The organism is Pseudomonas sp. AC112 (assembly GCF_979253545.1).
In genome coordinates this window covers 31,377-43,939 of record NZ_CEEDCM010000001.1, presented here as the reverse complement: position 1 = coordinate 43,939, position 12,563 = coordinate 31,377, and the positions used below count along the sequence as shown (strand labels likewise).

General features: G+C 62.1%; 14 protein-coding genes. 5 read left to right on the top strand and 9 right to left on the bottom strand.

What is annotated here, in order from left to right:
- Window positions 1-15: 15 nt before the first annotated feature.
- From AC0IYN_RS00220 to AC0IYN_RS00205, 4 genes are read right to left on the bottom strand one after another with little or no spacing between them, the layout of a single operon-like run.
- On the bottom strand, window positions 16-576 hold the full coding sequence (locus AC0IYN_RS00220; RefSeq protein WP_471840110.1) for a DUF6162 family protein: 561 nt from the start codon (window positions 574-576) through the stop codon (window positions 16-18).
- Entirely contained in the window at window positions 573-902 is a 330-nt protein-coding gene (locus tag AC0IYN_RS00215) for a hypothetical protein (RefSeq protein WP_406598859.1), read from the bottom strand. The genes AC0IYN_RS00220 and AC0IYN_RS00215 overlap by 4 nt, the downstream gene beginning before the upstream one ends.
- On the bottom strand, window positions 899-1,435 hold the full coding sequence (locus AC0IYN_RS00210) for a thiamine pyrophosphate-binding protein (protein WP_471840108.1): 537 nt from the start codon (window positions 1,433-1,435) through the stop codon (window positions 899-901). Before AC0IYN_RS00210 ends, AC0IYN_RS00215 begins: the two co-directional genes overlap by 4 nt.
- Window positions 1,432-2,634, bottom strand: a complete 1,203-nt coding sequence (locus tag AC0IYN_RS00205; protein WP_406598857.1) for a PepSY-associated TM helix domain-containing protein — start codon at window positions 2,632-2,634, stop codon at window positions 1,432-1,434. The genes AC0IYN_RS00210 and AC0IYN_RS00205 overlap by 4 nt, the downstream gene beginning before the upstream one ends.
- A gap of 290 nt (window positions 2,635-2,924) precedes the next feature.
- On the opposite strand from AC0IYN_RS00205, the gene leuC reads away from it, so the two are divergent.
- Complete coding sequence (leuC, locus tag AC0IYN_RS00200; RefSeq protein ID WP_471840107.1) at window positions 2,925-4,343, top strand: 3-isopropylmalate dehydratase large subunit; 1,419 nt, start codon at window positions 2,925-2,927, stop codon at window positions 4,341-4,343.
- Window positions 4,340-4,954 (top strand): 3-isopropylmalate dehydratase small subunit, encoded by a 615-nt coding sequence (gene leuD / locus AC0IYN_RS00195; RefSeq protein WP_471840106.1) that lies wholly within the window; start codon window positions 4,340-4,342, stop codon window positions 4,952-4,954. Before leuC ends, leuD begins: the two co-directional genes overlap by 4 nt.
- Window positions 4,955-5,083: 129 nt before the next feature.
- On the opposite strand, the gene AC0IYN_RS00190 is transcribed toward leuD, so the two are convergent.
- The 4 genes from AC0IYN_RS00190 to AC0IYN_RS00175 form a co-directional block, all read right to left on the bottom strand.
- Entirely contained in the window at window positions 5,084-5,998 is a 915-nt protein-coding gene (locus AC0IYN_RS00190) for a LysR substrate-binding domain-containing protein (protein ID WP_457239717.1), read from the bottom strand.
- A gap of 78 nt (window positions 5,999-6,076) precedes the next feature.
- Window positions 6,077-7,381: a dicarboxylate/amino acid:cation symporter gene (locus AC0IYN_RS00185; protein WP_406598854.1), complete on the bottom strand. Its 1,305-nt coding sequence runs from the start codon at window positions 7,379-7,381 to the stop codon at window positions 6,077-6,079.
- A 100-nt stretch (window positions 7,382-7,481) separates the two neighbouring features.
- Window positions 7,482-8,357 carry an alpha/beta fold hydrolase gene (locus AC0IYN_RS00180; protein ID WP_471840105.1) on the bottom strand — a complete coding sequence of 292 codons (876 nt, stop codon included), beginning with the start codon at window positions 8,355-8,357 and terminating at the stop codon, window positions 7,482-7,484.
- A gap of 240 nt (window positions 8,358-8,597) precedes the next feature.
- Complete coding sequence (locus tag AC0IYN_RS00175) at window positions 8,598-9,059, bottom strand: VOC family protein (protein WP_025859100.1); 462 nt, start codon at window positions 9,057-9,059, stop codon at window positions 8,598-8,600.
- A 227-nt stretch (window positions 9,060-9,286) separates the two neighbouring features.
- On the opposite strand from AC0IYN_RS00175, the gene AC0IYN_RS00170 reads away from it, so the two are divergent.
- Genes AC0IYN_RS00170 through AC0IYN_RS00160 form a run of 3 tightly spaced genes read left to right on the top strand, consistent with a single transcriptional unit; the run spans window position 9,287 to window position 11,979 of the window.
- Window positions 9,287-10,510 (top strand): SfnB family sulfur acquisition oxidoreductase, encoded by a 1,224-nt coding sequence (locus AC0IYN_RS00170; RefSeq protein ID WP_406598852.1) that lies wholly within the window; start codon window positions 9,287-9,289, stop codon window positions 10,508-10,510.
- 3 nt (window positions 10,511-10,513) lie between these two features.
- Window positions 10,514-11,179 carry a methionine ABC transporter permease gene (locus AC0IYN_RS00165; RefSeq protein ID WP_099493837.1) on the top strand — a complete coding sequence of 222 codons (666 nt, stop codon included), beginning with the start codon at window positions 10,514-10,516 and terminating at the stop codon, window positions 11,177-11,179.
- A 29-nt stretch (window positions 11,180-11,208) separates the two neighbouring features.
- Window positions 11,209-11,979: a MetQ/NlpA family ABC transporter substrate-binding protein gene (locus AC0IYN_RS00160; protein ID WP_471840104.1), complete on the top strand. Its 771-nt coding sequence runs from the start codon at window positions 11,209-11,211 to the stop codon at window positions 11,977-11,979.
- A gap of 103 nt (window positions 11,980-12,082) precedes the next feature.
- Here the strand turns inward: AC0IYN_RS00160 and soxR are convergent, their stop codons facing one another.
- Complete coding sequence (gene soxR, locus AC0IYN_RS00155; protein ID WP_406599915.1) at window positions 12,083-12,532, bottom strand: redox-sensitive transcriptional activator SoxR; 450 nt, start codon at window positions 12,530-12,532, stop codon at window positions 12,083-12,085.
- Between the last annotated feature and the right edge of the window lie 31 nt (window positions 12,533-12,563).

Here is a 12,563-nt window from a genome sequence, read left to right as displayed (position 1 = left end):
AATCGGTCTTCTCGTTCAGTGACGGTGCTGGCGGGTGACGCCGGCATCGAATTGCGCGACCACTTGCTGCCAGCCGGCTGCGATCAGCGCCTGGTCAGTGAGGTCGGAGGGAGCGGCGAGGTTGGCTTGGCGATTGAGCCAGATATCCGGCTCGGCCCCGTGCACGCGCATCAACAGTGAGCCGCTGGTGGCGGGCGCCTGGCTCAAGCCCAGGTAGGCCGCAGGTTCCAGCAACTGCCAACGATGATTACCCCGGCTGACCGAGCTGGCGTCCTGGGCAAACGGCGCGAAACCTTCTTCGGCCAGTTGCGCCGGGCTCGGCAGGGCGCTTTGTTCCTGCTGCAACAGCTGGATTTCATCCAGGGTCACCCGCAGGTCAGCGTAAATGCCTTGCTCGGCGGCGCTCAGGTCGCGACGGGCATCCAATTGGTGGTTGGGTATTGCCGCCACCTCCTGGGATTCACCGTGCAGCGCGATCACCGAACCCGCCACTGCCAGGATGATCAGGCACAACAACAGTACATAGAGGGTTTCGTGGCCGGCACCGGCGGGGCGTACAACCTGTGTGGTACTCATTGCGGCTGGATATCCGCTTGGTCGATTTCCACCACGTGGCCTGGGCCCGCATCAAACAGTACATAGAACTCGGCGGACGGCTTCTTGAAGGTCAGGGTCGAGTCCTCGCCAAGCTTGCCGGGCATCAGGATGGTTTCGTCGTAGCCGATCACGTCCAGGGTCACGCCGGGCGCGCCGCTGCCGTCGGAGAAGCCGCCTTTGCACTGGATCTGCTCGCCGGGGATTTCCTTGCACTCGCACATCGGGTTGTGGGCCAGGGCAACCGTACTGAAGCCGGCGCTCAGCAACAGAACGCCGCAGGCGCGGGTCAGGCGCATCAAAGTCATGGTTTAACTCCTTGCTTGTTCAGCCAGGCAATAGTGGCAGGCGAGGCCTGGCTCAACGGGATGGAACCCTGGTGCATGCTGCCGTCCCAGCCTTCCATGGTGACCCACAGTTCGGCATCGGCTGGCGTGCGTTCCGGGATCGGCAGGCCGGCGCCCATGCGGTATGGGGTGCCGAAGAAGATCACCCCGGCGGCGCGCAGGCTGCGAGGCTTGCCGATACGCAGGTAGGTGGCCTTGACCTGATTGGCGCAGGTGTCGCACAGGGCGGCATTGAAAAACTTCATCGGGCCGGCCGGGTCGGGGCGCGGGCCTTCATTGCGAAACTCGGCGAGGGTCAGGCTCCAGGGGCCTACCTGCACGTCACCGGCCACGCGCTCGCCGATGCCGGTGTCACCGCGAAACAACGCTGCGTCGGCGAAGTACTTGGGCATGAAGCCCAGGGGGATCAGCAACAGCAGCACATTGATGTGGAAGCGCCATTTCAGCCAGAAGGCCCGCAGCGCCGAAGGTTTAGCAGCAGCGACCTTGCTCATGGGGTGACCTCCGAGGTTTCAGCCTGCCTGGCGGGGGCGGCCGCCGGCTTGTGTTGGGTCTTGGCTTCACGCTTGAGGGCATTGAGGGTCGCCAGGGCGGTGCGCTTGGTCCAGATCAGCAGGCCGCTCAATACCATCATGCTCATGATCAGGCCGAAGAATGCCCAGATCAGCTTGATCCATATCCCGCCAAAGTCGCCGGTGTGCAGGGGGCGCATGGACTCGGTGACGAACTCCAGCTTCGAGCGGTCGGACAGCAAGTGCGCCGCAGCGACTTCACCGTCATAGGGGTTGATCTGCGCGGTCTGGAACATCAGCGGGTACCAGCCCCGGCCGCCAATCTGCAGGTGGCTGTAGGCGTTGAGCGGCAGGCTGACGAAACTCGCCTCCAGGCCAGGGATGCGCTGGGTGGCGATCTTGATTGCCTCGTCTACCGGAATCATCGGGGCCGGCACACCGGGCGCCGACATCGGCACCTTCTCACGCGCAATCACCGGGATGACCGGCTCGGTGGAAATCGAAATCTGGTTGTCGCCCAGGATCGCCCGGATCAGGAACCAGATGCCGGTGACCGAGATCACCGCGATGAACCAGATCGACCAGATCCCGCTCAAGCGGTGGAAGTCGCCCCAGAAAATCCGCGCGCCGTGGCGGATACGCAGGGTCGGGCGCAGGAAGCCCTTCCAGAAACGCTTGTACACCACCAGCCCGGTGACCAGCGACGCCAGCAGCGGGATGCCGAGTGCCGACACCAGGTACCAGCCCCAGCTGTAGCCATTGGTGAATGGCACCAGCCACCAGCCGTGCAGGGCGCGGGTGAATTGCTGGAAGTTGAAGGACGGGCTGATGCCCTGGATCGTACCGGTATAGGGATTGACGTAGACCTCTACCGAGCGCCCATCGGGGTAGCTGAGGTCGACGCTGAGGGCGAAATGGGATTCGTCGGGGCGGCTGATCGACTGGACGAACACCTGCGGTTCATCGCGCTTGATCGCGGCGATCACCTGGTCATAGCTCAGCGGTTCAGCATCATCCGTCGGCTTGCTCGCGCGGATATCCGGGTTGGCCAGCCAGACGATCTCCTGGCTGACCACCGCCAGGGTGCCGGTGACGCAGACGATCAGTACAAAGAACCAGATGGGCAAGGCCAACCAGCTATGCACGAGAAACCAGAGTTTGGAGCGTGACTTCTTCGACATGTGAATGAGGGTCTTGATCGGAGGGGGGCAGTGAAGGCCCGGAAAAGGCCAGTCGTAGCTTTTGCTGACGCGACAGGCTGTATCTAAGTTAAGACGGATGAGAATGAGAAATCCCTAACCCGGATATGAAAGAAAATGTTTCAGGTTCACATTCAGGGCGTTTTAACGCTTTGATCGAACACGAAACATGTTCCCAGTCATCACCCTGGCGCCATTGATGGGGCGGGGTGGCTGCGTAGGATGGGCATATGCCGTTGAGTGAGCCCCATCCAAAGCGAGCCCTAAGAAAAATGACTGCCAGAACCCTCTACGACAAACACATCGACTCCCACACGGTGTGCCCCCTGGATGACCAGGGCCATGTCCTGCTTTATATAGACCGCCAGGTGATCAACGAATACACCAGCCCCCAGGCCTTCAGCGGCCTGCGCGAAGCTGGGCGCAATGTATGGCGCCCCGGCACGGCATTGGCCGTGGTCGACCATGTGAACCCCACCACGCCCAAGCGCATCGCGGCGATGCCGGATGCAGGCGGGGCGCGGCAGGTGTCCTACCTGGCCGAGAACTGCCGGGACTTCGGCATCGAACTGCTGGACATCCTCGACAAACGCCAGGGCATCGAGCACGTAATCGCTCCGGAACAGGGGTTTATCCTACCCGGCATGGTGATTGCCGCCGGAGACAGCCACACCACCACCTACGGCGCCCTCGGGGCCTTTGGTTTTGGCATCGGCACCTCGGAAATCGAACACCTGCTGGCTTCCCAGACGCTGGTCTACAAACGCCTGAAAACTATGCGGGTGACAGTAGACGGTGACCTGGCGCCGGGTTTGACCTCAAAAGACGTGATCATGGCGCTGATCGGCAAGATCGGCGCCTCGGGTGCCATCGGCTACGCCATCGAATTTCGCGGCTCCACCATCGACGCCCTGAGCGTTGAGGCGCGCATGACCATCTGCAACATGGCGGTGGAAGCCGGTGCGCGCGGGGCGTTCATGGCGCCGGACGAAAAAGTCTTCGACTACCTCAAGGGCAAACCACGGGCGCCTCACGGCGAGCTGTGGGAAAAAGCACTGTTGGAGTGGCGAAAACTCCACACCGATGCCGACGCGGTATTCGACCAGGAGGTGCAACTCGACGCCACCACCCTGGAGCCCATGGTCACCTGGGGTACCAGCCCCGACCAGGCCGCGCCCATCGGCGCCCGCGTGCCCGACCCGCAGGACGTCAGTGACCTGATCCTGCGCCAGGACATGCGCCGCGCCCTCAACTACATGGGCCTGGAAGCCGGCATGCCGCTGAGCGATATCGTCATCAGCCATGCATTCATCGGCTCCTGCACCAATGCCCGCATCGAAGACCTGCGCGACGCCGCCAGTGTAGTGCGCGGCAAGCATGTGGCCGAGCACGTACGGGCGATGATCGTACCGGGCTCCACCGAAGTGCGTGACCAGGCCGAGGCCGAAGGGTTGGCCGCGATTTTTATCAACGCCGGCTTCGAATGGCGCCAGTCCGGCTGCTCGATGTGCCTGGCCATGAACGACGACGTGCTGGCCCCCGGCGACCGCTGCGCCTCCAGCACCAACCGCAACTTCGAAGGCCGCCAGGGCGCGGGCGCACGCACCCATTTGATGAGCCCGGCGATGGTCGCCGCCGCCGCCATTACTGGCCGCCTCACTGATATCCGCCACTTTGGAGCGCGCCCATGAGCCTGCAACCGTTCACCCTGGTCACCGGCAAGGCCGCGCCGATGCTGGCGGCCAATATCGACACCGACGTCATCATGCCCAAGCAGTTCCTCAAGGGCATCGACCGTAGCGGCCTGGACCGCGGGCTGTTCTTCGACCTGCGCTTCTTGCCCTCCGGCGAGCCCAACCTTGAGTTTGTGTTGAACCAGCCGGCCTGGCAGGGCGCAAGTTTCATGGTGGTAGGGCCGAACTTCGGCTGCGGCTCCAGCCGTGAACACGCGGTGTGGGGGCTGAAACAGATGGGCATCCGCGCCTTGATCGGCAGCAGCTTTGCCGGGATTTTCTATGACAACTGCCAGCGTAACGGGGTGTTGTTGATTACCCTGGACGAGGCGGTGTTGCAGCGGTTGGGCCAGACGGTCAGCCAGGCGGATCAGGCGCAGATCAGCGTGGACCTTGAAGCCCAGGCGATTCGCTTGGCGGACGGCGAGGTGATCCCGTTCCAGATTGATACGTTGCGCAAGACGGCGCTGCTGCTTGGCCTGGACGCCATCGGCAGTACCTTGCAGCGCAGTGACGAGATCAAGGCCTTCGAACGCCGTCACTTGCAAGCGAACCCCTGGCTCAACTGACGGCATGCCCTGTAGGAGCCGGCTTGCCGGCGATAGCGGTGTACCAGTGAAGGGTGAGCAAGCTGACCCAACGCTATCGCCGGCAAGCCGGCTCCTACAGTGGATTCGGTTCCAAGTCTCGGGCGAGGCTTAAATCGAGAGGCCTTTGAAATGCTCCTGCAAGAACTCCACGCAGGCGCGTAGCTTCCCGGAATACGCCAACCGTGTCGGGTACACCGCCCACACGTTGGCGCTCTGGGTATACCCGTGCAGTACCTGCACCAGCTTGCCTTGTTCCAGCAGCGGCTTCACATCCCACATCGAGCGCAGCAATACCCCGCGCCCATCCAACGCCCACTGCAGCACAATCTCGCCATTGTTCGACGACAGCGGCCCACGCACGCGCACGCTTTCCTGGGCGCCGTTGCGTTCCAGGTTCCAGATGCCAAACGCGTTATCGCGCTCCTTGAGCACCAGGCAGTCGTGCTGTTCCAGGTCGCTCAACTGTTGCGGTGTGCCACGGCGTTGCAGATAGGCCGGGGCGGCGCACAGTACGCGGCGGTTGCTCACCAGCCGGCGGCCAATGTGTTGGCCGGGAATGTCGTCGCCCACGCGGATCTCCAGGTCGAAGCCTTCGCTGACGATGTCCACCACGCGGTCGAACAGATCCAGGCGGATTTCCAGGTCCGGGTATTGTTCTGCCAGCAGCGACAGGGCCGGGGCCACATGGTTGCGGCCGAAGCCGAAGCTGCTGCACAAATGCAAGCGCCCACGGGGGCTGTCGTGGGCGTCGGAGAGTTCATCGGAGAGTTGCTGGAAGTCTTCCAGGATGCGCACGGCCCAGCGCTGCACCCGCTCGCCGTCTTCAGTCAGGGCGATGCGCCGGCTGGTGCGGTGCAGCAGGCGGGTGGCCAGGGTAGTCTCGAGGATCTGGATGCGCTTGCTGACATACGCGGGCGACAGCCCGAGCTCATCGGCTGCCGCTGCGAAGCCGGCCTTGCGGATCACGGTCAGGAACACCCGCAGGTCTTCGGGTAGGGGCACGGTATCTTTCTTATTTGTCATCAGAAACAGGGCTGGCGGCATGAGCCGCCAGAATAGCACCGGATCGGTGTGCCTTCCGGCACACCCGGCCTTCTTCGGTTACTCGGCAGCGATCTTCGCTTGAGCGGCTGCCCGCGCATGTCGGCCGCGCTTGAGCGCGATAGGCGCCATTTTTTCGCGGTCCAGCTCACCTTCCCAGGCGGCCACTACCAGGGCAGCCACGGCATTGCCGATGATATTGGTCAACGAGCGGCATTCAGCCATGAAGCGATCGACGCCGAGGATCAACACCATCGCTGCCACTGGCACGGTCGGCACCACCGCCAGGCTGGCAGCCAGCGCCACGAAGCCCGCGCCGACCACCGCCCCGGCGCCCTTGGACGTCAGCATGGCCACCGCCAGCAGGGTCAACTGCTGTTCCAGCGGCAAGTGGATATTGGTGGCCTGGGCCAGGAACAACACCGCCAGGGTCATATAGATGTTGGTGCCGTCGAGGTTGAAGGTGTAGCCGGTCGGCACCACGATGCCCACCACGCCCTTGGAGGCGCCCAGGCTTTCGAGTTTCTGGATCAGTTGCGGCAATGCCGACTCCGACGAGCTGGTACCCAGCACGATCAATAGCTCCGACTTGATGTAGCCCATCAACTTGAAAATGCTGAACCCGGCGTAGCGGGCGATGCTGCCCAGCACCACGGCAATAAAGAAAAACGCCGTGACATAGAAGGTGCCTACCAGTTTCAGCAGGGGCAGCAACGAACCGACACCGTATTTACCGATGGTGAACGCGATCGCACCAAAGGCACCGATCGGTGCGACCCGGCTGATGATGCCGACGATGCGGAAGAACACTTCGCTGGCCTGATTGATCACGCCCACCAGTGGCCGGCCCTTTTCACCGACCATCACCAGGCCCACGCCAAACAGCACGGAGACGAACAGCACCGGCAGGATTTCACCCTTGGAAAACGCATCGAAGAACGTTGCGGGGATCACGTGCAACAGGAACCCGACGATGCCTTCTCCATGTTCGGCCTGGCCGACAAAACCGGCGATGGCCGAACTGTCGAGGGTCTTTACATCGATATTGAAGCCCACGCCCGGATGCAGCAGGTGCGCGGCGAGAATGCCGATCAACAGGGCAATGGTCGAGACGACTTCAAAGTACAGCAGCGCCTTGCCGCCGACCCGGCCCACCTGTTTCACGTCGTGCATGCTGGTGATGCCGGAGACCACCGTGCAGAAGATGATCGGGCCGATGATCATCTTGATCAGCTTGATAAAGCCATCACCGAGGGGCTTGAGGTCGATGCCGATCTGCGGCCATTGATGGCCGATCAACACGCCCAGCGCGATCGCGATGAGCACCTGGATATACAGGGTTCCCAGCAGTTTTCTGATTGTCATTGTTATTATCTCGGTACGTTTCTTGGGGCACAGCGAACCCGTCGCAGGCCATTGGCAGCCTGCGAGGCGGGTGGGTCAGGTCACGGGGTTACTGAGTGGTTCAGCGAAGGAAGGTCAGGACTTCGCCCAGCAGCAACTCGGGGGCTTCTTCGGCAATGTAATGGCCGGCCGGCAGGGCCTTGCCGCGCACGTCGGTGGCGACTTTCTGCCATTCCTTGAGCGGCTCGAAACAGCGGCCGACCGTGCCTTCGGCACCCCACATCACCAGCAACGGCAGGTTCAGGTGTTTGCCGGCGTCGATATCCGCCTGGTCGTGCTCAAGGTCGATACCGGCGGCAGCCCGATAGTCTTCGCAGATGCCGGTGGCGGCGCCCGGCAGTTTCAGGCAGCGCAGGTATTCAGCAAAGGCCTCGTCGGTGAATGGCTTGAGCCCGGCACTGCGACTGCCCATCACGCTGCGCAGGTACAGCTCCGGGTTGCCCTCGATCAAGGCTTCCGGCAACGGTGCCGGGCGGATCAGGAAGAACCAGTGCCAGTAAGCGCGGGCGAAGGCTTCGTCGGTCTGTGCATACATCGACAGGGTAGGGGCGATGTCCAGCAGCACCATGCGCTGCACGGCGGCGGGATGGTCCAGGGCCAGGCGATGGGCAACGCGAGCGCCACGGTCGTGGGCCAGCACCGAGAACTGCTCAAAGCCCAGGGCTTTCATGAGTTCAACGCCGTCCCGGGCCATTTCGCGTTTTGAGTAGTTGGTGTGGTGGTCATTGGCCGGCGGCTTGCTGCTGTCGCCATAACCGCGCAAGTCGGCCGCGACCACGGTGAAGTGCTCGGCCAGTTGCTCGGCGATTTTGTGCCAGATGACGTGGGTTTGCGGGTGCCCGTGCAGCAGGAGCAGACCGGGACCTGTACCGCCTTTGCGGTAGCTGATGTCCACGCCGTTGACGTGGCACTGGTCTTTTTGGAATCCGGCGAACATGGAATGACTCCTCTTTGTAATTGCTTGCATCCTGGAATCACGCGGCGTTCGGGGCAAGGGCAAAAACGTGGAGGGGTTGTTCATGAAGTGTGTAGGAGCGTGGATCTCCTGATTATCGAAAATCCAGTGTGGGAGCGGGCTTGCTCGCGAATGCGGTGTACCCGTTCTGGATGCACTGGCTGATCCACCGCATTCGCCAGCAAGCCCGCTCCCACATTTGATGTGTATGGCTCTGTAGATTCAGGCTTGCTTGAACATCTCCATCGCACGCTCCCGGATCTGCGCTTCAGTCAGGTCTTCCTTGTGGGTGGCCAGGAACCACACATGGCCGAATGGATCCTTCAGCGTGCCGGAGCGATCGCCGTAGAACTGGTCCTTGGGTTCGGAGATCGGTGTGCCACCGGCTGCGATGGCTTGTTTGTATTGCGCGTCGACGTCGTTGACATACACATGTAAACCGACGCTGGTGTGGCCATCACGCGGGCTGCCAAACGCACTTTCATCGCAGGGTGAACCCAGCATGATTGGCGAGTCACCGATGCGCAGCTCGGCGTGGCCAACTCTACCGTCGGGCATGTCCAGGCGCATGGCTTCGATGGCGCCAAAGGCTTTCTTGTAGAACTCGATGGCTTCGGCAGCTTTTTCGACGCCCAGGTAGGGCGTGACGCTGTGGAAACCCTCGGGAATGGGTTTAACGCTCATTTCGTTCTCCTTGGGTTGTTGTGGTTGCGCAGGCACGGCCTTTTCACTATAGGCCACGTATGGCGTGGCCTGCAGGCAGCCGACGAGGTGTTTGCCAGGCAACAGCGAACAGGCAGTTTGCTGCGCCATAAGCGGACCTGGGCGAGTTTTTACGGCCAAAACAGCGGTTTTGGACCCGGCATAGAAGCTGCAACACCTCTGGCAAACCATTCGCCCGAGAGCGTTGTATGTCTGTACTGCCTGTGTCTGCCGATTACCCGATCCACACGCCCCATGCCGCATTGATCCGCGATGCAGCCGAGGCGATTGCCGTCGCCCACCGCGTCGCCGCCGTCCTCCTGGAACAGGACGCCGAGCGCGACCGCGCTCGCCAGGTGCCCGCCGAGGTGGTGGACCTGTATTCCAACAGTGGCCTGTGGGGCATCAGTGTGCCGCGCGAGTTTGGCGGCGCGCAGGTGTCCTACGCGGTGCTGGCCCAGGTGATCGCGATTATTTCGGCCGCCGACCCGTCCCTGGGGCAGATCCCGCAGAACCACTACTGTTTGCTGGAGGACATCCGCCTGCAGGGCACGCACGAGCAGCAGGCGCATTTCTTCGGCCTGGCGCTGCAAGGTCATCGGTTTGCCAATGCACTGTCGGAAACCGGCGGCAAGAACGTGCAGGACATCCAGGCCACTATTCGCCGCGAAGGCGACGGCTATGTGATCAACGGGCGCAAGGGCTACTGCACCGGATCGTTGTACGCCCATTGGCTGGCAGTGTTGGCGCTGGATGAACAGCAGAACGCGCAGTTGGCCTTCGTTCCGCGCGGCACTGCCGGGCTGGTGGTGGTCGACGATTGGGACAGCATGGGCCAGCGCACCACTTCCAGCGGGACGGTGCTGGCACAGGATCTACGGGTGCCGGCGTTCAATCTGTTTCCCACACATAAATCCTACGATTCGCCGACGCTTGCCGGCCCTTTCGCACAGCTGACCACCGCCGCCATCGACGCCGGCATCGCCCGTGCCGCTTTGCGCGACACGGTGGCGTTCGTGCAGCAATTCGCCCGCCCATGGATTGATGCCGGCGTGGAGAAAGCCACTGAGGATCCGCTGACCATCATCCAGGTGGGCGCCCTGGACATTCGCCTGGAAGCCGCCGAAGCGTTGCTGGACCGCGCCGGCCTGGCCCTCGACGCCGCTCGCCCGGCGCCGAATGAAGAGAATGTCGCCCATGCCTCCCTGGCCGTCGCCCGCGCCAAAGTGCTCACCACCGAAATCGCCATCGAAGCCAGCAACAAGCTGTTCGAACTGGGCGGTACCCGCTCGACCTTGAAAAAGCACAACTTCGACCGTCACTGGCGTAACGCACGGGTGCACACCCTGCACGACCCGGTGCGCTGGAAATACCACGTGGTGGGCAACTGGTTGCTCAATGGCACCAAACCACCGCGCCACGATTGGTCGTGATGCATGGCCGAACTGTTCAAGAACATCTACTGGGCCGACATCGGCCAAGCCTGCCTGGAAACCCTGAGCATGCTCGTGGCTGCACTGGGCTTCACCGTGCTGCTGGGGCTGCCGCTGGGCGTGCTGTTGTTTCTCACCGGCAAGCGCCAGTTGCATGAGGCGCTGGTGGTGTATCGGTTGCTGTCAGTGGTGGTCAACGTGCTGCGTTCGCTGCCGTTCATCATCCTGCTGATTGTGTTGATCCCGCTGACGACCTTGCTGGTGGGCACGTCCCTCGGCGTGCCGGGCACCATTCCGCCGCTGGTGGTGGGCTGTACGCCGTTCTTTGCGCGGCTGGTGGAAACCGCGCTGCGTGAAGTGGATCGCGGTGTCGTCGAGGCCACCCAATCCATGGGCGCCAGTACCTGGCAGGTGATCCGCCACACGCTGCTGCCGGAGGCTCGCGGTGGGCTGTTGGCGGCGGTGACCGTGACCGCGATTGTGCTGGTGGATTACACCGCCATGGCCGGCGTGATCGGTGGCGGCGGCCTGGGTGACTTGGCAATTCGCTACGGCTACCAGCGGTTCCAGACCGATGTGATGGTGGTCACCGTGGTGCTGCTGTTGGTGCTGGTGCAGGCCCTGCAAATGACCGGTGACCGTTTGGTGGCGCGTTACAGCCGCCGTTGATTCCTATAACAACTGCCTTCGGAGCATGTATGAAAAAGTCCCTGGCCATTTTGGCTGCTGTCCTGTCGTTGAATGCCTTTGCCAATGAAAAGCTGGTGGTGGGCGCTACGCCTGTGCCCCACGCGGAAATCCTCGAGTTCGTCAAACCGGTGCTGGCCAAGGAGGGCGTAGACCTGCAGATCAATGTCTTCACCGACTTTATCCAGCCCAACCAGCAATTGGCGCTGAAGAATATCGACGCCAACTACTACCAGTACCGCCCATTCCTCGATGACTACAACAAGACCCGTCACACCGACCTGGTGCCGGTGGTGGGCGTGCATATCGAGCCGTTTGGTGCGTATTCGACGCGGATCAAGAACATCTCGGAGCTAAAGGATGGCGCCACCGTGTCGATCCCCAATGACCCGGTCAACACCGGCCGTGCCTTGGTGCTGCTGGATGAAGCCGGCCTGATCAAGCTCAAGGACCCGAGCAACACCCTGAGCACCCCACGCGATATCGTGGAAAACCCCAAGCACCTGAAAATCCGTGAGCTGGAAGGCGCCTTGCTGGCCCGCTCGGTGAGCCAGGTGGACCTGGCGTTTGTGTTTGCCAACTACGCGCTGGAGGCGGGGATCGATACCAACAGTGCGTTGATTGTGGAGAAGGGTAAATCCTTGTACGTCGAGTATTTGGTGGCGCGGCCGGACAACATCAACGACCCGCGTATCCAGAAGCTGGCGAAGGCGTTGAATTCCGATGAGGTGCGCCAGTTCATCCTGACCCGTTACAAAGGCCAGATCGCCCCGGGTTTCTAAGAATTAAACACACATCCCTGTAGGAGCCCGGCTTGCCGGCGATAGCGTCCTCATGACCGCCATCGCCGGCAAGCCGGGCTCCTACAATGATTGGGTTTGCAGGTCATGCGGTGGGGGTGGGTTCCAGCAATTGAGCCCCCGGCCCACGCTCACCCAACTGATCATCCTGATTACGCAACGGACACGCCTCCAGCGACAGACACCCGCAGCCAATACAGCCACTGAGCTTGTCGCGCAGCAGCATCAGCTTGTTGATGCGTTCATCCAGGTCCTCCCGCCACAGCGCCGACAAACGTTCCCAATCCTGGGCGTTGGGCGTGCGCCCCTCCGGCAACGTCTGCAACGTCTCGCCAATCGTCGCCAGCGGAATGCCCAAACGCTGGGCGATCTTGATCACCACCACACGCCGCAGCACATCCCGTGGATAGCGGCGCTGGTTGCCGGCATTGCGGTTGCTCTTGATCAGCCCCTTGGCTTCATAGAAATGCAGGGCCGTGACCGCGACGCCACTGCGGGCGGCGAGTTGGCCGACGGTGAGTTCCTTGTTGAGCATAAAAAAACTCCCAAACAGCGCTTGACCTTGA